General features: G+C 72.4%; 22 protein-coding genes and 1 riboswitch. Of the genes, 17 read left to right on the top strand and 5 right to left on the bottom strand.

Going from position 1 to position 21,592, the window contains the following annotated elements:
- The first annotated feature begins 128 nt into the window (after positions 1-128).
- Positions 129-1,541, top strand: coding sequence for a WS/DGAT/MGAT family O-acyltransferase (locus I601_RS17275; protein ID WP_068112473.1), 1,413 nt, complete (start codon positions 129-131; stop codon positions 1,539-1,541).
- An 18-nt stretch (positions 1,542-1,559) separates the two neighbouring features.
- Here I601_RS17275 and I601_RS17270 read toward each other — a convergent pair whose 3' ends face one another.
- Complete coding sequence (locus I601_RS17270) at positions 1,560-2,453, bottom strand: alpha/beta fold hydrolase (RefSeq protein ID WP_237089452.1); 894 nt, start codon at positions 2,451-2,453, stop codon at positions 1,560-1,562.
- 120 nt (positions 2,454-2,573) lie between these two features.
- Between I601_RS17270 and I601_RS17265 the strand changes: the two genes are divergently transcribed.
- The 5 genes from I601_RS17265 to I601_RS17245 are packed head-to-tail and all read left to right on the top strand — an operon-like array spanning position 2,574 to position 7,279.
- Positions 2,574-4,760, top strand: coding sequence for an acyl-CoA dehydrogenase (locus I601_RS17265; protein ID WP_237089451.1), 2,187 nt, complete (start codon positions 2,574-2,576; stop codon positions 4,758-4,760).
- Positions 4,757-5,287: an FAS1-like dehydratase domain-containing protein gene (locus I601_RS21600; protein WP_068112470.1), complete on the top strand. Its 531-nt coding sequence runs from the start codon at positions 4,757-4,759 to the stop codon at positions 5,285-5,287. Before I601_RS17265 ends, I601_RS21600 begins: the two co-directional genes overlap by 4 nt.
- Positions 5,284-5,679, top strand: a complete 396-nt coding sequence (locus I601_RS21595) for a Zn-ribbon domain-containing OB-fold protein (protein ID WP_068112467.1) — start codon at positions 5,284-5,286, stop codon at positions 5,677-5,679. The genes I601_RS21600 and I601_RS21595 overlap by 4 nt, the downstream gene beginning before the upstream one ends.
- Positions 5,676-6,107 (top strand): MaoC family dehydratase, encoded by a 432-nt coding sequence (locus I601_RS17250; RefSeq protein ID WP_068112462.1) that lies wholly within the window; start codon positions 5,676-5,678, stop codon positions 6,105-6,107. The genes I601_RS21595 and I601_RS17250 overlap by 4 nt, the downstream gene beginning before the upstream one ends.
- Positions 6,104-7,279: a lipid-transfer protein gene (locus I601_RS17245; RefSeq protein ID WP_068112460.1), complete on the top strand. Its 1,176-nt coding sequence runs from the start codon at positions 6,104-6,106 to the stop codon at positions 7,277-7,279. Before I601_RS17250 ends, I601_RS17245 begins: the two co-directional genes overlap by 4 nt.
- 325 nt (positions 7,280-7,604) lie before the next feature.
- Here I601_RS17245 and I601_RS17240 read toward each other — a convergent pair whose 3' ends face one another.
- A complete protein-coding gene (locus I601_RS17240) occupies positions 7,605-8,324 on the bottom strand; it encodes a dienelactone hydrolase family protein (RefSeq protein ID WP_068112457.1) in 720 nt (239 codons plus the stop codon).
- A gap of 22 nt (positions 8,325-8,346) precedes the next feature.
- On the opposite strand from I601_RS17240, the gene I601_RS17235 reads away from it, so the two are divergent.
- Both I601_RS17235 and I601_RS17230 read left to right on the top strand, forming a co-directional pair.
- The gene (locus I601_RS17235) at positions 8,347-8,934 is read left to right on the top strand and encodes an SPFH domain-containing protein (RefSeq protein WP_068112453.1); all 588 of its coding nucleotides are present in this window, start codon (positions 8,347-8,349) and stop codon (positions 8,932-8,934) included.
- Positions 8,935-8,969: 35 nt separating this feature from the next.
- Entirely contained in the window at positions 8,970-10,487 is a 1,518-nt protein-coding gene (locus I601_RS17230) for a cryptochrome/photolyase family protein (RefSeq protein WP_068112450.1), read from the top strand.
- Here I601_RS17230 and I601_RS17225 read toward each other — a convergent pair.
- Entirely contained in the window at positions 10,471-10,785 is a 315-nt protein-coding gene (locus tag I601_RS17225; RefSeq protein ID WP_068112446.1) for a DMT family transporter, read from the bottom strand. The two genes, I601_RS17230 and I601_RS17225, sit on opposite strands and share 17 nt — an antisense overlap.
- Positions 10,786-10,795: 10 nt before the next feature.
- A riboswitch (guanidine-III (ykkC-III) riboswitch) is annotated at positions 10,796-10,862 on the bottom strand.
- 42 nt (positions 10,863-10,904) lie between these two features.
- On the opposite strand from I601_RS17225, the gene I601_RS17220 reads away from it, so the two are divergent.
- The 3 genes from I601_RS17220 to I601_RS17210 are packed head-to-tail and all read left to right on the top strand — an operon-like array spanning position 10,905 to position 13,091.
- Positions 10,905-11,420: a 2'-5' RNA ligase family protein gene (locus I601_RS17220; RefSeq protein WP_068112443.1), complete on the top strand. Its 516-nt coding sequence runs from the start codon at positions 10,905-10,907 to the stop codon at positions 11,418-11,420.
- Positions 11,421-11,442: 22 nt separating this feature from the next.
- Positions 11,443-12,672 carry a DUF480 domain-containing protein gene (locus I601_RS17215; protein ID WP_068112440.1) on the top strand — a complete coding sequence of 410 codons (1,230 nt, stop codon included), beginning with the start codon at positions 11,443-11,445 and terminating at the stop codon, positions 12,670-12,672.
- Entirely contained in the window at positions 12,672-13,091 is a 420-nt protein-coding gene (locus tag I601_RS17210; RefSeq protein WP_068112439.1) for a glutaredoxin domain-containing protein, read from the top strand. The genes I601_RS17215 and I601_RS17210 overlap by 1 nt, the downstream gene beginning before the upstream one ends.
- A 12-nt stretch (positions 13,092-13,103) precedes the next feature.
- Here I601_RS17210 and I601_RS17205 read toward each other — a convergent pair whose 3' ends face one another.
- Together I601_RS17205 and kstD are read right to left on the bottom strand one after the other, a co-directional pair.
- Complete coding sequence (locus I601_RS17205) at positions 13,104-13,982, bottom strand: MaoC/PaaZ C-terminal domain-containing protein (protein WP_068112436.1); 879 nt, start codon at positions 13,980-13,982, stop codon at positions 13,104-13,106.
- Positions 13,982-15,733 (bottom strand): 3-oxosteroid 1-dehydrogenase, encoded by a 1,752-nt coding sequence (gene kstD / locus I601_RS17200; RefSeq protein WP_084527759.1) that lies wholly within the window; start codon positions 15,731-15,733, stop codon positions 13,982-13,984. The genes I601_RS17205 and kstD overlap by 1 nt, the downstream gene beginning before the upstream one ends.
- A 34-nt stretch (positions 15,734-15,767) precedes the next feature.
- On the opposite strand from kstD, the gene I601_RS17195 reads away from it, so the two are divergent.
- The 6 genes from I601_RS17195 to I601_RS17170 all read left to right on the top strand — a co-directional run bounded on the left by I601_RS17195 (position 15,768) and on the right by I601_RS17170 (position 21,503).
- Complete coding sequence (locus I601_RS17195) at positions 15,768-16,676, top strand: acetaldehyde dehydrogenase (acetylating) (protein WP_269465739.1); 909 nt, start codon at positions 15,768-15,770, stop codon at positions 16,674-16,676.
- The gene (gene dmpG, locus I601_RS17190) at positions 16,673-17,758 is read left to right on the top strand and encodes a 4-hydroxy-2-oxovalerate aldolase (protein WP_068112431.1); all 1,086 of its coding nucleotides are present in this window, start codon (positions 16,673-16,675) and stop codon (positions 17,756-17,758) included. Before I601_RS17195 ends, dmpG begins: the two co-directional genes overlap by 4 nt.
- A 71-nt stretch (positions 17,759-17,829) precedes the next feature.
- The gene (hsaA, locus tag I601_RS17185) at positions 17,830-18,996 is read left to right on the top strand and encodes a 3-hydroxy-9,10-secoandrosta-1,3,5(10)-triene-9,17-dione monooxygenase oxygenase subunit (RefSeq protein ID WP_068112429.1); all 1,167 of its coding nucleotides are present in this window, start codon (positions 17,830-17,832) and stop codon (positions 18,994-18,996) included.
- 2 nt (positions 18,997-18,998) lie between these two features.
- Entirely contained in the window at positions 18,999-19,901 is a 903-nt protein-coding gene (gene hsaD, locus I601_RS17180; protein ID WP_068112426.1) for a 4,5:9,10-diseco-3-hydroxy-5,9,17-trioxoandrosta-1(10),2-diene-4-oate hydrolase, read from the top strand.
- Positions 19,902-19,944: 43 nt separating this feature from the next.
- The gene (gene hsaC, locus I601_RS17175) at positions 19,945-20,844 is read left to right on the top strand and encodes an iron-dependent extradiol dioxygenase HsaC (protein ID WP_157520245.1); all 900 of its coding nucleotides are present in this window, start codon (positions 19,945-19,947) and stop codon (positions 20,842-20,844) included.
- Positions 20,845-20,861: 17 nt separating this feature from the next.
- A complete protein-coding gene (locus tag I601_RS17170) occupies positions 20,862-21,503 on the top strand; it encodes a flavin reductase family protein (protein WP_237089450.1) in 642 nt (213 codons plus the stop codon).
- Positions 21,504-21,592: the final 89 nt, after the last annotated feature.

The raw sequence follows: 21,592 nt of genomic DNA, 5'->3' as shown, positions 1-21,592 counted from the left end.
GCCCGTTCCGCGACGGGTCCGGTGAACTCTGTGGTGAGATCCTCCTCACAGGATCACATGCAGGGCTGTCGGGAGGGGCCGTCCACATGTGAAACTAGAACACGTTCTATTTCCTATGAAAGGCCCCCATGGACCGCCTCTCCGGCCTCGACGCCAGCTTCCTCTACCTCGAGACGCCCGCACAGCTCATGCACGTGTGCGGGGTGCTGGTGCTGGACGCCACGACGATGCCCGGTGGCTACTCCTTCGCCAACCTGCAGTCCGGGATCGAGAAGCGCGTCCGTGACGTGCCCGCGTTCACCCGGCGGCTGCGTCGGGTGCCGCTGGGCCTCGACCACCCGGTGTGGGTCCAGGACAAGAACTTCGACATCGAGCGGCACGTGCACCGGCTCGCGCTGCCCACCCCCGGGGGCTACGACGAGCTGACCGATCTCGCCGCCCACCTCGCCGGGCTGCCGCTCGACCGCTCGCGTCCCCTGTGGGAGATGTGGGTGATCGAGGGCTACCAGGGCGACAAGGTCGCGGTGATGAGCAAGATGCACCACGCGACCGTCGACGGCGTCTCGGGGGCGAACCTCATCTCGCACCTGTGCGCCCTCTCGGCCACCGACGACCCCCTCGTGCCCGCCACCCCGCAGACGCAGCCGCGCGAGCCCGGCCCTGGTGAGCTGCTGGGGCGTGGCGTGGTCAGCACCGCGACCAAGCCGCTGCAGGTCGCCCGGCTGCTGAGCCCCTCGGCCAAGCTGGTCACCAAGACCGTGGGGCGCGCTCGGGCCGGCACGGCCATGGCCGCCCCGTTGACCGCGCCCCGCACGTCGTTCAACGGCACCATCACCGGCCGCCGCTCCATCGGCCTGGCCGACATGTCCCTCGACGACGTGCGTGAGATCAAGAAGGCGACCGGCACCACCGTGAACGACGTCGTGCTCACCGTCGCCGGTGGCGCGCTGCGCTCCTACCTCGAGGACCGGGGCGAGCTGCCCGACGACTCGCTGCTGGCCACGGTCCCCGTCTCGGTGCGCAGCTCCTCGAAGCGCTCCGAGGGCGCGAACAAGGTCTCCGCGCTCTTCACCAAGCTCGGCACCGACATCGAGGAGCCCCTCGAGCGCCTGCGGGACATGGCGGTGCGCAACCAGCACGCCAAGGACCACCACAACGCGGTGAGCGCGGACGCGCTGCAGGACTGGGCGGAGTTCGCCGCGCCGCGGACGTTCGGCCTGGCCGTGCGGGCCTACGCGGGCATGCGGCTGGCCGAGCGGCACCCGGTCGTGCACAACCTGGTCATCTCCAACGTGCCGGGACCGCCGGTGCCGCTGTACTTCGTGGGCGCCAAGATCGAGTCGCTCTATCCCCTGGGTCCGGTCTTCCACGGCGCCGGGCTGAACATCACGGTGCTGTCCAACGCGGGCGACCTGCACGTCGGGGTCATCGCCTGCCGCGACTCGATGCCCGACGTCGACGACCTGGTGAACCGGTTCCCGGCGGCGCTGGCCGAGCTCAGGGCCGCGGTCGCCGCCGAGGGACTGACCTCGATCGGCTAGGGCAGGGGCCCGGACCGGCTAGGACGCCCGGGCGGCGACCGTGGCGGTCGCCTCCAGCAACGCCGGCACGAAGACCTCGGACTCCAGCACGCAGCCGGCGTGCCCGGCCTCGATGTCGTGCACGGTCGCGCCCCTGATGGCTCGGGCCAGGGCGAGCTGGCGCTGCGGTGGGATGATGTGGTCGCGGTTGGTCACCACCACGGCGGTCGGCACGTCGATGCGACCCAGCCACGGACGGGAGTGGTGGCGGCCCAGGACCGTCACCGCCTCGGCCACCGCCCAGGGGCTGGTGCTGCGGAACTCGCGGATCGCCCAGGCCTGGATGTCGCCCGGATCGACGTCGAAGGCCCGGGCGGTCGTGCGCGCCGCCTGGGTCGCGACCTTGGAGCGCGCGATGCCGCGCGCACCGAGCATCGAGACGCCCATGCCGGTGAAGAAGAACCGCTCCGCGACCGTGAGCTGGAAGCGGTCCGACGTGGCTGCCAGCACCAGCCCGGCCACCCGGTCCGGGTGCTGGCGCCAGGTCCGCTGGGCGACGACCCCGCCCATCGAGTAGCCCGCGACCACGGCCTTCTCCAGGCCGAGCACGTCGAGCAGCGCCGCCACGTCGTCGGCGCAGTCGTGGAGCGAGAACGACTCGCCGCGGATGCCCTGCCCGTGCCAGCGCTGGTCGAGGGTGATCACCCGGTAGCGCTCGGCGAGACGGGGGATCGCCGGGAACCACGTGAGCAGCCCGGTGCAGCCCAGGGCGTGCAGCAGCACGACCGCCGGTGCGTCCGGGGTGGGACCGGGAGTGTCCGTGACGTAGGTGCTGCCGCGGCCCGGGAGGTCGACGATGCGGCCGTCGGGGATCGGCACCACCGGCATGTAGACCTTGTTGGCGAGCAGGTTGCGGGGGTGCGGGACGCTCACGATGAGTTCCTGTCCAGTTCAGTCCGAGTCAGCGGGACCACCACAGACGGGTGGGGTAGAACACGTTACAGTTCGTGGGGTCTGAAGTGTGTGTCATGCCGAGAGTTGGAGGCCGGGACCGTGTCGCTGGACGGATACGACGTCGAAGAGCACCAGGAGTCGGTGGAGGCGGTGCGCTCCGTGGTGCGGGAGGCGCTCGACCGCGACGCCACCTGGGCCGATCTCGCCTCTGCGGGCCTGCTGGGACTGCCCGTCCCCGAGGAGCACGGCGGCGAGGGGCTCGGTCTCGCCGAGGTCGGTGTGCTGCTGCACGAGACCGGCGCCCGGACCGTCCGCCTGCCCGTGTGGGAGACGCTGGCCTGCGCCGTGCCGACCCTGGCCGCGCACGGCACCGACGCCCAGCGGAAGGCGTGGCTGCCCGGGGTCGCGACCGGCGAGACGATGCTGACCCCCGCGCTGCGCGAGGTCGGCGCCCGCCTCGGCTCCGCGCCCGCCACGACGTACGCCGACGGGACGGTGAGCGGCCGCAAGATCTCGGTCACCCATGCCGACTCGGCGGCCCGCCTGCTCGTCACGGCGCGCGAGGGTGAGCGCACCGTCGTCGCGCTGGTCGACCCCCAGGGCCCCGGCGTGACCCTCGAGGAGTCGCCCACCTCCAGCCGCGTCGTCCGCCACACCGTCGTCCTCGACGGGGCTCCCGCCGAGCTGCTCGGCGAGGGCGCCGCGGCGACGCTCGACGCGCACGCGGTCGCCGGGCTCTGCCTCAGCGCCGCGGGCGTGCTCGCCGGTGCGCGCGACCTGACCGCCGACTACGTCAAGGGTCGCGAGCAGTTCGGCCGCACCCTGGCGCAGTTCCAGGCCGTGGCGATGCAGGTCGCCGACGTCTACATCGCCTCCCGCACCACCGACCTCGCGGCCCGCAACGCCGCGTGGCGCGTGGGCGCCGGCCTCGAGGCCGCCGACGACCTCGCGGTCGCGGCCTACTGGGTGTGCTCGCAGGGGCCCGCGGCCCTGCGCACCTGCCACCACCTGCACGGCGGGATGGGCGTCGACGAGACCTACCCGCTGCACCACTACTTCTCGCAGATCACCGACATCGCGCACGACCTGGGGGCCCTGGGCCAGGACGTCCCGCTGGAGAGCGCGGACGCGAAGAACCTCGAGCTCACCGCGGCCCAGCGCGAGCTCAAGGCCGAGCTGCGCGCCTACTTCTCCTCCCTGGCCGGCGACGAGGACCACCGCGAGATGGGCACCGACCGCCACGGCGAGGTCTACCAGCGCACGGTGCGCCGGATGGGGGAGGACGGCTGGATGGGCGTCGGCTGGCCCAAGGAGTACGGCGGCCACGGCCTCGGCGAGGTCGAGCAGACCATCTTCGCCAACGAGGCCCAGTGGGCCGACGTGCACCTGCCGGCCGTGACGCTGCAGACGGTCGGCCCCACGCTGATCCGCTACGGCACCGACAAGCAGAAGGAGATGTTCCTCGAGCGCATCCTGCGCGGTGACGTCCACTTCGCCATCGGTTACTCCGAGGCCGACGCCGGCACCGACCTCGCCGCGCTGCGCACCACCGCGCGCCGCGACGGCGACCACTTCATCGTCAACGGCCAGAAGATGTGGACCACCGGCGGGCACCAGGCCGACTACCTGTGGCTCGCGGTGCGCACCGACCCGGACGCGCCCAAGCACAAGGGCATCTCGATCCTGATCGTCGACACCTCCGACCCGGGCTACTCCTGGACCCCGATCATCACCGCCGACGGCTCGCACCACGTCAACGCGACGTACTTCAACGACGTGCGGGTGCCCGTCGACATGCTGGTCGGCGAGGAGAACCAGGGCTGGAAGCTGATCACCACCCAGCTCAACCACGAGCGCGTCATGCTCGGGCCCGCCGGCCGCATCGAGGGCCTGCGCGACCGGGTCGCCCGCTGGGCGCGCGAGCACGACGTGCTGGACCGCCCCGACGTCGTGGACGTGATGGGGCGGGTGACCGCGGCGTTCCGCGTCAACGAGCTGCTCAACTGGGAGGTCGCCCGGGCGGGCGCCAGCGGGGAGGTCTCGGTCGGTGACGCGTCGTCGTCGAAGGTCTTCGCCGCCGACCAGGTGCAGCACCTGGCCGCCGACCTGGTCGCGGTCGTGCACCGCCACGGCGACCCGGCCGAGCCCGCGACCCGGTCGCTGCTCGAGTACCTGGACGCCCAGGCCAAGCGCAACCTCGTCCTCACCTTCGGTGGTGGCGTCCAGGAGGTGCAGCGCGAGCTGATCGCGATGTTCGGTCTCGGCCTGCCGCGGGTGCCCCGATGAGCGCGGAGCTGCACGGCGTCGACCCCGAGGTGCACGAGCACGTGCGCGCCGAGGCCGAGCGCATCCAGGGCTGGGGCGAGGCCGCCCAGCGCTGGGCCCGCGACCCGGTCAACCAGACCACGATCAACAACTGGGTCGAGGCGATGGGCAACGACAACCCGCGCTGGCACGAGGGCGAGGCCCCGCCGTCGATGGCGCAGGTGTGGACGATGTACGGCCAGGGCGGTCGTGCCTCCGAGGACGACCCGCTGCACGCGATGATGGGCGTGCTCACCGACGCCGGCTTCACCGCCGTGCTCGGGACCAACTCCGACCAGACCTACCACCGCACGCTGCTGGTCGGCGAGCAGGTCCGGGTCACCACCGCGCTCGACTCCGTGGTGGGGCCCAAGCGCACCGGCATGGGCGTCGGCTACTTCGTGACGTCCCGCTCGACCTGGTACGTCGACCACGACAGCGGAGAAGCCGAGCCGGTGGCCTCCATGCTCTTCCGGGTGCTCAAGTTCGTCCCGCGGAGCGCCTCGTGAGCGCCGTGCTGCGGCCCCAGGTGAACCGCGACACGCAGTTCTTCTGGGAGGGCACCCGCGCCGGCGAGCTCCGGGTGCAGACCTGCAACGCCTGCGGCGCGCTGCGCTTCCCGCCGGGTCCCTCGTGCCCCGAGTGCCTGGCCCTGGACCGGGGGCACCGCGTGGTCTCGGGTCGCGGCACCGTCTTCTCCTACGTCGTGCACCGCTACCCGCCCGTGCCCGGCAAGGAGCTGCCGATCCTGATCGCGCTCGTCGACCTCGAGGAGGGCCCCCGGATGCTCGGTGAGCTCGTCGGCGTCGCCGACGACGAGGTCGAGATCGGGATGGCCGTGCAGGTGGACTTCCACCGTGTCGACGACGACCTGACCCTGCCGATCTGGAGGCGCGCATGAGCACCGAGAGCACGCCCGTGGCACTGACCCCGGGCGCCGTCCTGCCCGAGTGGAGCCTGCCGCTGACCCCGACGCTGATCGTGAGCACCGCGATCGCGACCCGCGACTTCCAGGACGTCCACCACGACCGCGACATCGCCCAGGCGGCCGGGTCGAAGGACATCTTCATGAACATCCTCACCTCCACCGCGCTGGTCGAGCGCTACGTCACCGACCACGCCGGCGCAGGGGTCGACGTCCGCGGCATCTCGATCCGCCTCGGCGCGCCCGCGTACCCCTACGACACGCTCCGCTTCACCGGTGAGGTGGTCGCCGTCGAGGACGGCGTCGCGGAGCTCGAGGTCACCGGCGCGGTGTCGCTGGGCGACCACGTCATCGGCACCGTCAAGGTCGCCCTGCCCGACGCTATCCCGGAGGACCACGCATGAGTCGCTCACTGGCCGGCAAGGCGGCCATCGCGGGCATCGGCGCCACCGAGTTCTCCAAGGCGTCGGGACGCTCCGAGCTGCAGCTCGCGGTCGAGGCCGTGCGCAGCGCCGTCGAGGACGCCGGTCTGACGATGGCCGACGTCGACGGCCTGACCACGTTCACGATGGACGCCAACAGCGAGATCGCGGTCGCCCGCGAGCTCGGCATCGGCGAGCTGCGCTTCTTCAGCCGCATCAACTACGGCGGCGGTGCCGCGTGCGCCACCGTCCAGCAGGCCGCGATGGCCGTCGCGACCGGCGTCGCCGACGTGGTGGTCTGCTACCGCGCCTTCAACGAGCGCTCCGGCGACAGGTTCGGCCAGGTGTCGGTGGCCGCCAACGCGCAGGTCAACACCAACGGCCTGGACAACGCGTGGTCCTACCCCATGGGCCTGGGCACGCCGGCGGCCACGGTCGCGATGCAGGCGCGTCGCTACATGCACGAGTACGGCGCCACCTCGGAGGACTTCGGTCGCGTCGCGGTGGCCGACCGCCGCCACGCGGCCACCAACCCGAACGCCTTCTTCCACGGCCGTCCGATCACCCTCGAGGACCACCAGGCCTCGCGGATGATCGTGGACCCGTTGCACCTGCTCGACTGCTGCCAGGAGTCCGACGGCGCCCAGGCCATCGTCGTGGTCTCGGCCGAGCGGGCCCGCGACCTGCCCCAGAAGCCGGCGTACGTCACTGCGGCGGCGCAGGGCAGCGGCCGCGACCAGTTCGTGATGACGTCCTACTACCGCGACGACATCGGCATCCCCGAGATGGGCGTGGTGGGCCGCGAGCTGTGGCGCCAGTCGGGGCTGCGCCCCGACGACATGCCGATGGCGATCCTCTACGACCACTTCACGCCGTACGTGCTGATGCAGCTCGAGGAGCTCGGTTTCTGCGGGCGTGGCGAGGCGCCGGCCTTCATCGCCGACGGCGCCATCGAGATCGGTGGCCGGCTGCCGCTCAACACCCACGGCGGTCAGCTCGGCGAGGCCTACATCCACGGGATGAACGGCATCGCCGAGGGCGTGCGCCAGGTCCGCGGCACGTCGGTCAACCAGGTCGAGGCCGCCTCGTCCTCGCACGTGCTGGTCACCGCCGGCACCGGCGTCCCCACCAGCGGCCTGATCCTCTCCGCCTGACGACGAGCCGGGGGTCGCGCGCCGGAGTGGTCACTGCCGACACGTCTGAGGCACTCCTGCTTGTCGTGGGTGACCACTGCGTGAGCGTGGTGGAATGCCGACGTGCTCCAGGAAGACGTCGACGTCGCCTCGGCCCTGCGCTGGGTCGCAGCGCAGTCGTTCGAGGTCACCGGCGTCGAAGAGCTCTGGGTTCCTCCCTCCGCCGGGGAAGCCTGGATTCGTGACGGCGTACGCCGAGCGCCAACGTGTGGAGCAGCACCTGCGGCGGGTCCTGGACCGCGCCGTATGACCGCGAGCCGGCTGGTTTCTCCGGGCCGGCTCGAGGTCAGCGGAGCTGGGCGTCGAAGAAGGACAGCACCGCGTCGACGGCCTCCTGGCGGCGGTGCACGGTGACGGTGGAGTGGCCTCGGCCGGGGAGGTCGACGCGGATGAAGGCGTTCCCGAGCTCCCTGTCGAGGGTGTCGAAGCGGGTGCCGGTGGTCGGGTCCTTGTCGAACTGCAGGCCCAGCACGCTGCAGCCGCGCTGCCTGACGGAGTCGAGATCGGCGGGGGAGAGGCCCAGGTCACCCGCGCGCCGGCGTCCGATCGGGAGCGGCAGCGAGGGCTGGCACAGCACCGGCGCGGCTACCGAGGTGTCGACGGCCATCGCCAGGGCGAACCCTCCGGTGAAGCACATGCCCAGGGCACCGACGCCGGGGCCGCCGAGCTCGTCGTGCAGCGTGCTGGCGAGGTCGCGGAGCCACCCGACGACGGGCGAGGTCTCGCCCGCTGCGAGCACCGTGAACTCGCGGCTGATGCAGACGCGGGGGAAGACCTTCGCCACCTGGCCCGTGCTCATCGAACGCCCCGCCTCGCCGAACAGGTGGGGCAGCACCACGGTGTAGCCGGCCTCGACGAGCTCGTCGGCGAAGCCGACGACCTCGGCGGTCAGGCCCGGGATCTCGTGGACGACGACCACGCCCGGGCCGGTGCCCTTCCGGAACGTGGGGTGGGTGACCCCGCTGGCGGTGTGCGCACCGGGGACCCAGGAGTCGGGGAGAGTCATGGCGCGACTCTAGGCTTCCGGCATGGATCTTCTCGGGACCGTCCTCGTCGTGCTCGCTGTCCTCGTCGCGGCCGCGGTCGTCGTCCAGCTCTCGCTGGTGCGGGTCCCGGCAGGTCACCGGGGTGAGCTGATCGGTCGCCCCGGGACGGTCCTGGAGCCCGGGCTGTCGTGGCGGTGGTTCGGGAGTCAGGCCGTGCACACGGTGGACCTGCGCCCACGCGAGCTGGTGCGCAGCGGCGAGCCCCTGATCACCGCGGACAACATCATGGTCGCGGCGCGGGTCCGGCTCGTGGTCGCGCCGGACCAGCGCGAGGAGGACGTGCTGCTCGGGCGGGGTGTGGCCGACGCGGACCTGGACGTCCTGGACGCGCTGGCGGTCGCCTTCCTGCGCCAGGTGGTGGGGGAGACCCCGACCGAGCAGCTCCTCGCGCAGCAGCGGGAGGTGGGGGAGCGGCTGGCAGAGCTGTTGCGGCTCGCGCCCGTCTCCGTCTCGGTGACCAGCGAGCTGCGGATCGACCGGGACGACCCTCGAGCAGCCCTGAGCCTCGACCGGCGCACGGTGCGGGTGCTCGACCTGCCGGGGCGCGCGGTCCCGGCTCCCGGCGGGTGAGGGGCGCCCGGGCCGACCGTGCCTAGGGTCGCGACATGCCGGCCACCCCGCACGTGCGCCTGGTGCTGCCGCACCAGCTCTTCGTCGAGCACCTCGAGGCGCCGGCCGGAACCGTCTTCGTGCTGGTCGAGCACGACCTGCTCTTCCGGCAGTACCGCTTCCACACCCACAAGCTGGTCCTGCACCGCGCGAGCATGCGCCGCTTCGCCGACCGCCTGCGCGAGGCCGGCTTCACCGTCGAGCAGGTCGACACCGACGGGCGCACCACCAGCCGCCGGGCGCTCGCCGTGGTCGTCGAGCGGCTCGCGCCGCAGCAGGTGACGGCGTACGACGTCGTCGACGACTGGCTCAGCCGCGACCTGACCGCAGCGCTGGCCGACGGGGGCTACGAGCTGCGGGCCGAGGACGTCCTCGACAGCCCGTGCTTCCTCACCACCCGGGCCCAGCTGGCCGAGCACTTCGACGGTGCCTCCGGCCCGCGCGGACGCAGCGCACGGATGCAGCACTTCTACTCCTGGCAGCGCAAGCGCCTCGACGTGCTGGTCACCGACACCGGCGACCCGGTGGGCGGACGCTGGTCCTTCGACGAGGACAACCGCAGGAAGCTGCCGAGGTCGCACCCGGTGCCCCGGGTCCCGTGGCCCGGCCGGGAGCAGCGGCACCCGCACGTCGAGGACGCGATCGCCTGGGTGCGTCGTGCCTTCCCGGACAACCCCGGTGACCCGCAGGGGTTCGGCTGGCCGACCGACCACGCCGAGGCGGAGGCGTCGTACGAGGAGTTCCTCACCGAGCGCTTCGAGCAGTTCGGCCCGTTCGAGGACGCCATCTCGGCCGCGCACCCCTACGTCTTCCACGCGCTGATGACGCCGGGGCTCAACATCGGCCTCCTCGACCCGGGCCACGTGCTCGAGCGCGCGCTCGAGCACGCCGAGGCCCACGACGTGCCGCTGCCGAGCCTGGAGGGGTTCGTGCGGCAGGTCATCGGCTGGCGGGAGTACATGCGCGCCTGCTACGCGCTGTGGGGGCGGCAGCTGCGCAGCCGCAACCACCTCGAGCACTCCCGTCCGCTCGACGACGGGTGGTGGACCGCGGAGACCGGGCTCGAGCCCGTCGACCTGGTGCTGCGCCGGGTGCTGGACACCGGCTACGCCCACCACATCGAGCGGCTGATGGTGCTGGGCAACGCGATGTGCCTGCTGCGCACCGACCCCGACAGCGTCTACGAGTGGTTCATGGAGATGTTCGTCGACGCCTACGACTGGGTGATGGTGCCCAACGTCTACGCCATGAGCCAGTTCGCCTCCGGGGAGGCGGTCACCACCAAGCCCTACGTCTCGGGGTCCAACTACCTGCGCAAGATGAGCGACCTGCCGCGCGGGGACTGGGAGGCCGACTGGGACGCCCTCTACTGGACCTTCGTGCGCGACCACCACGACGTGTTCGCCGCCAATCCGCGCTCGCGAATGATCGCGAACCTCCACGACCGGATGGAGCCGGCCACGAGGGCGACCCACACGCGGCGGGCGGCGTCGTGGCTCAGCCCACCAGCTTGAGGCCGACGATGCAGCCCACCAGGCCGACCAGCAGCGCGACCCGCGCCAGGTCGGCCGGCTCGTCGCCGGTGACCATCGCGTAGGCGACCGTGAGCGAGGCGCCGATGCCGACCCACACGGCGTACGCCGTCCCGGTCGGGAGGGTGCGCATCGCCATCGCCAGCCCGATCATGCTCAGCACCACCGCGACGCCGAAGACGACCGAGGGCCACAGGCGGCTGAAGCCCTCCGAGCGGCCCAGGGCGGTCGCCCAGACCGCCTCGAGGACGCCGGACAGGACGAGGATGAACCATGCCATCGGATCTTCTCCTGGGCCGTCTTGTCGCTGACCGGGTACGGCACCCATCGTCCGGGAGCCCGGTGACCGGGCCCTGCCCAGATCCTGGCACGACACCGATCCAGGGGCAGGATGGGGTGATGCCGCGCCTGCACTCCCTCGAGCTGGTCCCCGACGACGCCGGGCAGGAGGCGGTGCGCGCCCAGTGGCGAGCGCTGAGCGAGGCCGGCCTGCCCTCGCAGCTGGACCACCGGGGGAGCACCAACGTCCCGCACGTGAGCGTCGTGGAGGCACCCGCGCTGCCCGAGGCGGCTCTCGACGTCGCCCACGCGCGGCTGGGCTCGCTGCTGCCGGTCACCGCGCTGGTCGACGGGGTGCTGCTGCTCGGCAACGGCCGGGTCACCCTGGCCCGGCCGGTCCAGCTCGCCGACGACGTCGTACGCCGCGTGCTCGCGGTGCGGGTGCAGGTCCCGGAGCGCCGGCACCTGGGCTGGGTGCCGCACGTGACCCTGGCCCGGCGCCTGGAGCGGGCCGACGTGCCCCGGGCCCTCGAGGTCCTCGACGAGCTGGACGCGGGCCGGCACCGGGGCCTGGAGCTGCGGCTGACCGGGCTGCGGCGCTGGGACCCGGACGCCGGTCAGGTGCACGAGCTCTGAGCCGGCGTCGTAGGTTGGCCCCATGCTCGACCAGCCGCTCGACGTGACCCAGCAGCGCGTGCTCGGCGCCCTGCTCGAGAAGCAGGTGACGGTGCCGGCGTCCTACCCGCTGACGCTGAGCAGCCTGCGCACCGCCTGCAACCAGACCAGCAGCCGCGACCCGGTCACCGAGCTCGACGAGCCGAGCCTCGAGCAGACCGCGCGGACCCTGAAGGAGCGCGGCCTGCTCCGCATCGTCTGGTCAGACACCGGTCGACGCACCTTGAAGTACCACCAGACCCTCGACGAGGCGCTGGGCCTCGGGGCCGACGAGCGGGCGCTGCTGACAGTGCTGCTGCTGCGCGGCCCCCAGACCCCGGCCGAGCTGCGCACCCGCACCGAGCGGCTGCACGGCTTCGGCGACCGCGACGAGGTGGCCGAGGTGCTGGCCCGACTCGCCGGGCGCGAGCAGCCGTTGGTCGAGCGGCTCGAGCGCCGACCCCGCGAGCAGGACCACCGGTGGGTGCACCTGCTGGGCCCGGCCGCGGCCCAGGCGCCCCCGGCGGGCGCGACGGCCCCCGGCGGCACGGTGGACCGCGAGGCCCCGTTGGTCGACGGCCCGGAGCGCCGCGACGACCGGGTGCGCGCGACGTACGCCGCCGTGGCCACGGCCTACGCGGACCGGTTCAGCGACGAGCTGGCCGACCTCCCCTTCGAGCGCTGGCTGCTGGAGCGCGCGGTCCAGGCCGCGGACGGGCTGCCGGTCGTCGACGCCGGCTGCGGCCCGGGTCACCTGGCCGCCCACCTGGTGGGGCTCGGGGCAGACGCGCGGGGTCTCGACCTGACCCCCGAGATGGTCGCCGAGGCCCGCGAGCGGCACCCGGGCGTGCGCTACGACGTCGGGGACCTGCGGCGGCTGATCCGACCCGAGTCCGCGGTCGGGTGGGGGGCCGTCCTCGGCTGGTACTCCCTCATCCACCTCGCCGGCTCCGAGCTGCCCGACGCGCTCGCCGCGCTCGCGCGGCCGCTGGCACCGGGCGGGCTGCTCGTGCTCGGCCTGCACGCCGGCCAGGAGGTGCGCCACGTCGACACCTGGTGCGACGTCGACGTCTCGGGCCACGGCGGTCTCGACGTCGTGGGCCACGACCCGACGGACGTGGTGGCGGCGGTCGAGGCGGCCGGGCTCGTCGACGTCGAGTGGTACGTGCGCGGCGCCCACACCCGGCTGGGCGAGAGCTCCTCGCGGCTCTACGTCCTGGGTCGGCGGGCCTGATGGGCCGGTGGGGCGGCTCGGCCGCGCTGCTCGTCGCGGCCGGGGTGATGCTGGGCAACGAGCCCGGCGTCGGCTCGATCCTCGCGGCGGTGCTGCTCGCGGTGTTCGCGTTCCTGCTCTCGCCGCTGCTGTTCCCGAGCTCGCCCGGCGACCTCGCCGGGCGCCGGCGCGGTCGCGAGGAGGGCGTCCCGGTGGTCTACTGGCGACCGGGCTGCCACTACTGCCTCAAGCTGCGCCTGGGCCTGCTGCTCCTGCGGCAGCGGGTGATCTGGGTCGACATCTCGAAGGACCCCGACGCCTCCGCCCGGGTGCGCAGCGTCAACGGGGGCAACGAGACCGTGCCGACCGTCTTCTCGCGCGGCAGCGTCAAGGCGAACCCGTCGCTCGCGTGGGTGCGCGAGCAACGGGCCGCCCGCTGACGGGGCCGGGCGTCAGGCCAGGTCGAGGACGCAGTCGGCCAGCACGGGGGAGCCGTCGCGCTCGCCGCCCATGATGGTCGCCGAGGCCACGATCCGGCCGTCCTCGAGCCATCCCTTGGCCCCGATCGTCTCGCCCGGGAAGACCACCCCGGCGAAGCGTGCGGAGAAGCCGCCGACCCGGGTGGCGTCGCCGGCGAGCAGCGTCTCGGTCAGCTCGCGCAGGACGATGCCGTAGGAGCAGAGCCCGTGCAGGATCGGGGCCGGGAAGCCGGCGGCCTTCGCGAAGTCGGGGTCCGCGTGCAGCGGGTTGCGGTCGCCGCAGAGCCGGTAGAGCAGCGCCTGCTGCGGGGTGACGTCGTACGCCGTCTCGGTGTCGGGGGCCCGCTCGGGCAGCTCGACGGCCTGCGAGGAGCCACGGTCGCCGCCCCAGCCGCCCTCGCCGCGCACGAAGATCGAGGAGCGGGTGGTCCACAGCGCCTCGCCGTCGGCGGAGGTGGCGGTCGCCTCCTGCCAGATCACGGCGGCCTTGGTCTTGTCCCAGACGTCGCTGATCCGGGTGGAGACGCTCGCCGAGCCGGAGGTCGGCAGCGGGGCGTGCACGGTGATCGACTGCGAGCCGTGGACCACCTGGGCGAGGTCGATGTCGCAGCCCGGCAGGTCCAGCGGCGGCGGGTCGGTCGCGTGGAAGGTGGGCGCGACGACGCCGAACGACGGCAGCACCTGCAGGCCCGGCCCGTCGAGGGTCCAGCGCAGTGCTGCGGGGTCGACCTGGTCGCCCGGGTGGGAGCCGGCGCCGACGCCGAGGTGGTAGAGCAGCACGTCGCTGGCGTCCCAGGTGAACGTGCGGACGCCGAGGTCGGCGCCGATCGCGATGTCGGGATCGATGGGCATCAGGAGGCCTCTCCGGTGGGGACGGCTGCGTCGGTGTGGTCCGCAGCCAGGTGCTCGACCGCAAGGTAGCCGAAAGTCAGCGCCGGGCCGATGGTCGCTCCCGGTCCCGCGTAGGTGCGTCCCATCACGGCCGACGAGACGTTGCCGGCGGCGTACAGGCCGGGGATCGGCTCACCGTCGGTGCGCAGCACGCGGGCGTGCTCGTCGGTGACCAGGCCGCCCTTGGTGCCCAGGTCGCCCGGGACGATCTTGACCGCGTAGAACGGGCCCTGGTCGATGCGGTGCAGCGACGGGTTCGGCTTCACGGTCGGGTCGGAGTAGTACTTGTCGTACGCCGACTCACCGCGGTGGAAGTCCTCGTCGACCCCGGTCTCGGCGAAGCCGTTGAAGCGCTCCACCGTGGCGCTCAGCGCCGTGGCCGGGACGCCGATCTCGGCGGCGAGCTCCTCGAGGGTCGCGGCCTTGCGCACCACGCCCTCCTTGTACCAACGCCCCGGGAAGGGCTGGCGCGGGCTGAGGCCTGCGAAGAGGTAGCGGTTGCGGTAGCGCTGGTCGATGATCATCCAGGCCGGGACGTGCTGGACGCCGCTGGCCTCGCCCGCGTAGATCTCGTGGACCGCCTCGACGTAGGGCAGCGCCTCGTTCATGAACCGGCGGCCCGCGCCGTTGACGATCATCGAGCCGGGCAGGTTGCGCTCGGCCAGGCAGAACCACGGACGGCCCGGGAGCGGGATCGTGGGACCCCACCAGGAGTCGTCGAGCAGGTCGGTGCCGGCGCCGGCCGCGATGCCGGCCAGCAGCCCGCCGCCGGTGTTGAACTCCGATCCGGTGGTCCACTCGACCGAGGTGGGCTGCGGCTGGTACTTCTCGCGCAGCTCCAGGTTGCGCTCGAAGCCGCCGCTGCCGAGCACGACGCCGCGCCGCGCCCGGATCTCGTGGGACCGCCCGTCGCGGGTGACCCGCACCCCGACGACCCGGCCCCGCTCGAGCAGCAGCTCGTCGAGGGCGGTCTCGTAGGCCACCGGCACGCCGGCGTCGATGAGCCCCTGGCGCAGGCCGACCGCGATCGCGCCGCCCATCGCGTACATCCGGCGTCGGCGCAGCCCGGCGATGAGGCGCTTGACGAGCACCTTGGCCATCGTGACCGGCCCGCGCCAGGTGCGCAGCCCGAGGCTGATCTTGCGGAAGTCGGCCTGCGTGACGATCAGGTTCGCCGGGGCCTTGGTGTACGGCGGGTGCAGGCGCTCGAGCTCGTCGCCGAGGAAGGACGCGTCCAGCGGCACCGGCTCGCAGCTGCGGCCCGCGGGCCGGCCGCCGGGCTGCTCGGGCAGGTAGTCGGCGTACTGCGGCACCCAGGTGAAGCGCAGCGGGGTGCGCTCGCGCAGGAAGTCCATGACCTCGGGCCCGCGGCGCAGGTAGGTCTCGCGGCGCACGGCCGGGACCGCGTCGCCCACGATGGCCTGGAGGTACTCGCGGGACCGCGCGTCGTCGTCGGGGTCGACCTGGCCGGCCTCGCGCAGCGCGTAGTTGCCGGGGATCCACACGCCGCCGCCGGAGCGGGCGGTGGAGCCGCCGAAGTAGGCGCTCTTCTCGACCAGGAGGGTGTCCAGGCCGGCCGCGCCCGCGGCCAGGGCGGCGGTCATCCCGGCGCCGCCGGCGCCCACGACGACGACGTCGACCTCGGTCGGCAGGGCAGTGACGCTCGAGGGGGCGCTGGAGGCGGCTCGGGGGGCTCGCGACGTACCGGTCATGGCACAAAACTGTAACAGGTTCTACTCTGACCCCGTGAGCATCGAGAAGCTGACCGCCGCCATCGTCGGACCCGGGAACATCGGCACCGACCTCATGTACAAGCTGCTGCGCAGCCGGCACGTGGAGCCCCGCTGGATGATCGGGGTGGATCCCGCCTCCGAGGGCCTGCGCCTGGCCGCCGAGCAGGGCCTCGAGGCCTCGCCCGAGGGGGTCGACTGGCTGCTGGGGCAGGACGAGCTGCCCGACCTGGTCTTCGAGGCGACCTCGGCCTCCGTGCACCGCGCGTACGCGCCGCGCTACGAGGAGGCCGGCATCCGTGCCGTCGACCTCACGCCGGCCGCGGTGGGTCCCGCCGTCATCCCGCCGGTCAACGGCGAGGAGCACGTGGGCGCGCCCAACGTCAACATGATCACCTGCGGCGGCCAGGCCACCATCCCGATGGTGGCCGCGGTCTCCCGCGCCGCCCGGGTCTCCTACGCCGAGATCGTCGCCTCGGTCTCGTCGATGTCGGCGGGCCCCGGCACCCGCGCCAACATCGACGAGTTCACCCGCACCACCGCTGCCGGCGTCGAGACCATCGGCGGCGCCGCCCGCGGCAAGGCCATCATCATCCTGAACCCGGCCGAGCCGCCGATGATCATGCGCGACACGATCTACTGCGCCGTCGCCCCCGATGCCGACCGCGACGCGATCGTGGCCTCGGTGCTGGCGATGGAGCGGTCCGTGCAGGAGTACGTGCCCGGCTACCGGCTCCTCCAGGAGCCCCAGCTCGACGAGCCCTCGGCCGCCACGCAGGGCCAGCTCAAGGTCTCGGTCTTCGTCGAGGTCGAGGGCGCCGGGGACTTCCTGCCGCCGTACGCCGGCAACCTCGACATCATGACCGCCGCAGCCGCCCGTGTCGGCGACACCATCGCCCGATCGATCCAGGGGGACCTCCGATGAGCACGACCGACCTCGACCACCTGACCCGCACCTGGAGTGGAGCGCACGGCGGCGACCTCGACCTGCGCCTGACCGACACCTGCCTGCGCGACGGCTCGCACCACAAGCGGCACCAGTTCACCACCGCCGAGGTGCGCGACGTCGTCGCCGCCCTCGACGCCTCCGGCGTGCCGGTGATCGAGGTGGCGCACGGCGACGGGCTGGGCGGCTCGTCGTTCAACTACGGCTTCTCGCGCACGCCGGAGCAGGACCTGATCCGCACCGCGGCCGAGACGGCCACGCGGGCGCGCATCGCGTTCCTGATGCTCCCGGGCGTCGGCACCAAGGACGACATCCGGGCGGCGCAGGACAACGGCGGCCAGATCTGTCGCATCGCCACCCACTGCACCGAGGCGGACACCTCGAACCAGCACTTCGGGCTGGCCCGCGAGCTCGGTCTCGAGACCGTCGGCTTCCTGATGATGAGCCACACCCAGCCGCCCGAGGTGCTGGCCCGGCAGGCCCGGATCATGGTCGACGCCGGCTGCCAGTGCGTCTACGTCGTCGACTCCGCGGGTGCGCTGGTGATGGAGCAGACCGCCGACCGCGTCTCGGCGCTCGTGGCCGAGATCGGCGACGTCGCCGACGTGGGCTTCCACGGCCACGAGAACCTCGGTCTGGGCGTGGCCAACACCGTCATCGCCGCGCGCGCGGGTGCCACCCAGATCGACGGGTCCGTGCGCCGCTTCGGCGCGGGGGCCGGGAACACGCCCCTGGAGGCGTTCATCGGCGTCTGCGACAAGCTCGGCTGGAGCACCGGGGTCGACTTCCTCAAGATCGTCGACGCCTCGGAGGACGTCATCAAGCCGGTGATGCCCGAGGAGTGCCAGCTCGACCGGATGACGCTGATGATGGGCTACGCCGGGGTCTACTCGAGCTTCCTCAAGCACGCCGGCAACGCCGCGGAGCGCTACGGCGTGCCCGGTGCCAAGATCCTGCTGGAGGCCGGCCGGCGCAAGCTCATCGGCGGCCAGGAGGACCAGCTCGTCGACATCGCCCTGATGCTCCAGGCCGAGCAGGACGAGGCGAGAGCGAACGGCTGAGCAGGCCGACCTTGTCCCTAACTAGAACGTGTTCTAGTATTGAGCAACTGATCCACCGACAGGAGATCCCCATGACCCAGGCCGTGCTCGACGCCGTCCGTGACCTGCTCCCCGGCCTCCGGGACCGAGCGGACGAGGCTGAGCGTCTCCGGGTGGTCCCGGACGCCAACATCAAGGAGCTGGAGGAGACCGGCTTCTTCCGGCTCCTGCAGCCCAAGAGGTTCGACGGCTTCGAGGCCGACCCCGTGGACTTCTACACCGCGGTGCGCGACATCGCCTCGGCCTGCGGTTCGACCGGGTGGGTCAGCAGTGTCGTGGGCGTGCACCCCTGGCAGGTGGCGCTGTTCGCCGACGAGGCCCAGCAGGCCGTGTGGGGCGAGAGCACCGACACCCGGCTGAGCTCGTCGTACGCCCCCACCGGCAAGGCCGTCGTCGCCGAGGGCGGCTACCGGCTCTCCGGCAAGTGGAGCTTCTCCTCCGGTGCCGACCACTGCAGCTGGGTGCTGCTGGGCGGCCTGGTCTTCGACGCCGAGGGCAACGTCGTCGACTTCAAGACCTTCATGGTGCCGCGGTCGGACTACACCATCAACGACGTGTGGCACATGGTCGGGCTCTCGGGCACCGGCTCGAACGACATCGTCGTCGACGACGTCTTCATCCCGGAGGCCTTCACCCTGTCGATGGGCGAGACCGGCTCGTGCCGCGGCCCCGGACAGGCGCAGAACACCAGCGACCTCTACAAGCTGCCCTTCCACTCGATCTTCACCGGCACCATCACCACGCCGATCATCGGCATGGCGATGGGTGCCTACGCCGAGCACGTCGAGATGCAGCAGCAGCGCAGCCGCGCGGCGTACCTGGGGGAGAAGGCGTCGAAGGACCCCTTCGCCATGGTCCGGATCGCGCGGGCCTCCAGCGAGATCGACGCCGCCTGGGCGCTGCTGGTCAACAACATCCGCGAGGAGCAGGCGCACGTGGCCAAGGGCGAGCAGATCCCGCTGCGCCTGCGCCTGAAGGTGCGCCGCGACCAGGTCATCGGCAGCCAGCGCGCGATCGACGCGATCGACGAGCTCTTCGAGGCCTCCGGCGGGCGGGCGCTGACGCAGGGCACCTACCTCCAGCGCGCCTGGCGCGACGCGCACGCCGGACGCGTGCACGCCGCCAACGACCCCGAGCGGGCGCTGCAGATGTTCGGTGCCCACGAGTTCGGCCACAAGGTCGACCCGGGGATGTACTGAGCGTGACCCCTGACTCCGTACGCCGCTCCGCCTCCGTCCACACCGAGGCGACCGGCCAGATCTCCCTGACCTACTACGAGGCGGGGGAGCCCACCGACGTGGGCGCCGGGCTGCCGCTGGTGATGCTGCACGGCGGTGGGCCCGGCGCCTCGTCGTGGTCGAACTTCGGCCCGGCGCTGCCCGGCTTCGCCGAGTCCTTCCGGACCCTGCTGGTCGACCAGCCCGGCTTCGGGGGCTCCGACAAGCCGCCGGTGGTGGGCAACTACTACCGCTTCGCCGCCGACGCGGTCGTCGCGCTGCTCGACGAGCTCGGCATCGAGCGGGTCCACCTGCTCGGCAACAGCCTGGGCGGCGGCACCGCCGTACGCCTGGCGCTGTCGCACCCCGACCGGGTCGGTCGACTGGTCCTGATGGGTCCCGGCGGCCTGTCGCTCAACCTGTTCCACGCCGACCCCACCGAGGGCGTGCAGCGCCTGATGGAGTTCGGCGGCGACCCGACCCCCGAGCGGCTGCGCGCCTTCATCTCCACCATGGTCGTCGACCAGTCGCTGGTCACCGACGAGCTGGTGGCGGCGCGCTTCGCCGACGCCACCAGTCCCGGTGCGCAGGACGCGATGCGGTCGATGGGCATGTCCTTCTGGAATCCTGAGACCGCAGAGGACGGGATGCTCTGGCGTGAGGCCCACCGGTTGCGCCAGCACACCCTGTTGACCTGGGGCCGCGAGGACCGCGTCAACCCCCTCGACGGTGCCATGGCGGCGCTGAAGCTGATCCCGCGCGCACGGCTGCACGTGTTCCCGAACTGCGGCCACTGGGCGCAGATCGAGGCCGCCGAGGAGTTCCGCGAGGTGGCGACCGCCTTCCTGGGCCGCCACGTCGAGCGGCCCCGCCGTACCAGCGCCTGATCCAGACCACCAGAACCACCACGAGAGCCACTGAGGAACCCTGATGACGATCGACATCCGCTCGATGGGCTACGTCCGCGTGTCCAGCACCGACCTCGAGCAGTGGCGCCACTTCGCCACCAAGGTCCTCGGGCTCGCCGAGGGCCGCGGCCCGAACCCGGAGCACCTCTACTTCCAGATCGACGCCGTCTCCGCGCGGCTCGTCGTGGTGCCCGGTGACGTCGACCAGCTCGCCTGCACCGGCTGGGAGGTCGCGGACCACCGGGCCCTGCAGGCGGCGCGCGAGCACCTGCAGGCTGCCGGTGTCGACTTCCAGGACGCCACCGCCGAGGAGCTCGCCGACCGCCGGGTCCAGGACCTGGTGCGCTTCGAGGACCCGTGGGGCAACGTCTTCGAGCTCTTCCACGGCATCACCTACGAGTCGCACCCGGTCGTGACGCCGTACGGCGCGAAGTTCGTCACCGGCGACCAGGGCATGGGCCACATCGTCGTGCCCGTCCTCGACGACGTCGAGGCGCTGCGCTTCTACACCGAGGTGCTCGGCTTCCGCCTGCGCGACTCGATGAGCATGCCCGGCGAGTTCGTCGGCAAGGAGCCCGGCTCGAAGGTGTGGCTGCGCTTCCTCGGGGTCAACCCGCGCCACCACTCGCTGGCGTTCCTGCCGATGCCGAACCCCGCCAAGTGCGTGCACATCATGCTCGAGGTCGACTCCCTCGACGACGTGGGCCGCGCCCTGGAGCGCGTCCGCAAGCACGACGCCCCGCTCTCCTCGACCCTGGGCCGGCACATGAACGACGAGATGGTCTCCTTCTACGTCCGCTCGCCGGGCGGCTTCGACATCGAGTTCGGCACCGACGGCATGGAGGTCGACGACGCGCGCTGGGTGGCCCGCGAGTCGACCGCGGTCTCGTACTGGGGGCACGACTTCTCCGTCGGTCGATGATGTCTAGGGTCGAGCCCATGACCGAGACCCCGGAGATCCCCGAGGGGATGAACCCCAACGCCGCCGAGACCTGGCCCAGCGCCGAGCTCATCGAGTCGTTCCTGGGTGACTCCCGCTACGACCTGCACCTCGGGCCCGGCAACGACGTCACCGTGGCGGCCGACGACCCGGAGGCCCTGGCGGCCGCGCGTCGCTTCCGTGACGTGCTGAGCCAGTTCGGCTCCGGGGTCACCGTGGTGACGACGATGAGTGGCGGGGAGCCGGTCGGGATGACCTGCCAGTCGTTCTCCAGCGTCTCCCTCGACCCGCCGCTGGTGCTGTTCGTGCCCGCGAAGTCCTCCCGGGCCTGGCCGCTGATCCAGCGGGCCGGCCGGTTCTGCGTCAACGTGCTCGGCGGTGACCAGGCCGAGCTGTCCAACCAGATGGCCAGCCGGGGTGCCGACAAGTTCGCCGGGGTCGACTGGGAGGCGTCGCCGCACACGGGCTCGCCGGTGCTGGCCGGCACGCTCGCCCACATCGACTGCGCGATCCACGCGGTGCACGAGGCCGGCGACCACTACGTCGTCATCGGCCGTGCCCTCGACCTGCAGGTCGGCGACGAGCCGGGCGACCCCTTGCTGTTCTTCCGGGGGCAGTACCGCACGACCGCGACCGACTGACCGGGCTGATGCGTCGTCCGGACAGAGGTGGCACCGTGGGTGTGACGGCGGACCCAACTCCAGTGCGGCCGGTCACGTCATCGACATCC

It is taken from the genome of Nocardioides dokdonensis FR1436, from assembly GCF_001653335.1.
GTDB classification, from domain to species: Bacteria; Actinomycetota; Actinomycetes; order Propionibacteriales; family Nocardioidaceae; genus Nocardioides; species Nocardioides dokdonensis.
Note: the sequence above shows the minus strand (reverse complement) of the source record. Positions and strands in the feature narration are given on the sequence as shown.

Excerpts from the sequence above, each read along its gene's own strand:
- I601_RS17250 (WP_068112462.1), top strand. The coding sequence starts at position 5,676 with ATGAGCACCGAGAGCACGCCCGTGGCACTGACCCCGGGCGCCGTCCTG.
- I601_RS17210 (WP_068112439.1), top strand. The coding sequence starts at position 12,672 with ATGGGCCGGTGGGGCGGCTCGGCCGCGCTGCTCGTCGCGGCCGGGGTG.
- I601_RS17235 (WP_068112453.1), top strand. The coding sequence starts at position 8,347 with ATGGATCTTCTCGGGACCGTCCTCGTCGTGCTCGCTGTCCTCGTCGCG.
- I601_RS17225 (WP_068112446.1), bottom strand. The coding sequence starts at position 10,785 with ATGGCATGGTTCATCCTCGTCCTGTCCGGCGTCCTCGAGGCGGTCTGG.
- kstD (WP_084527759.1), bottom strand. The coding sequence starts at position 15,733 with ATGACCGGTACGTCGCGAGCCCCCCGAGCCGCCTCCAGCGCCCCCTCG.
- I601_RS17275 (WP_068112473.1), top strand. The coding sequence starts at position 129 with ATGGACCGCCTCTCCGGCCTCGACGCCAGCTTCCTCTACCTCGAGACG.
- I601_RS17245 (WP_068112460.1), top strand. The coding sequence starts at position 6,104 with ATGAGTCGCTCACTGGCCGGCAAGGCGGCCATCGCGGGCATCGGCGCC.
- I601_RS17230 (WP_068112450.1), top strand. The coding sequence starts at position 8,970 with ATGCCGGCCACCCCGCACGTGCGCCTGGTGCTGCCGCACCAGCTCTTC.
- I601_RS17215 (WP_068112440.1), top strand. The coding sequence starts at position 11,443 with ATGCTCGACCAGCCGCTCGACGTGACCCAGCAGCGCGTGCTCGGCGCC.
- hsaA (WP_068112429.1), top strand. The coding sequence starts at position 17,830 with ATGACCCAGGCCGTGCTCGACGCCGTCCGTGACCTGCTCCCCGGCCTC.
- I601_RS21600 (WP_068112470.1), top strand. The coding sequence starts at position 4,757 with ATGAGCGCGGAGCTGCACGGCGTCGACCCCGAGGTGCACGAGCACGTG.
- I601_RS17205 (WP_068112436.1), bottom strand. The coding sequence starts at position 13,982 with ATGCCCATCGATCCCGACATCGCGATCGGCGCCGACCTCGGCGTCCGC.
- dmpG (WP_068112431.1), top strand. The coding sequence starts at position 16,673 with ATGAGCACGACCGACCTCGACCACCTGACCCGCACCTGGAGTGGAGCG.
- I601_RS17240 (WP_068112457.1), bottom strand. The coding sequence starts at position 8,324 with ATGACTCTCCCCGACTCCTGGGTCCCCGGTGCGCACACCGCCAGCGGG.
- hsaC (WP_157520245.1), top strand. The coding sequence starts at position 19,945 with ATGACGATCGACATCCGCTCGATGGGCTACGTCCGCGTGTCCAGCACC.
- I601_RS17220 (WP_068112443.1), top strand. The coding sequence starts at position 10,905 with ATGCCGCGCCTGCACTCCCTCGAGCTGGTCCCCGACGACGCCGGGCAG.
- I601_RS17170 (WP_237089450.1), top strand. The coding sequence starts at position 20,862 with ATGACCGAGACCCCGGAGATCCCCGAGGGGATGAACCCCAACGCCGCC.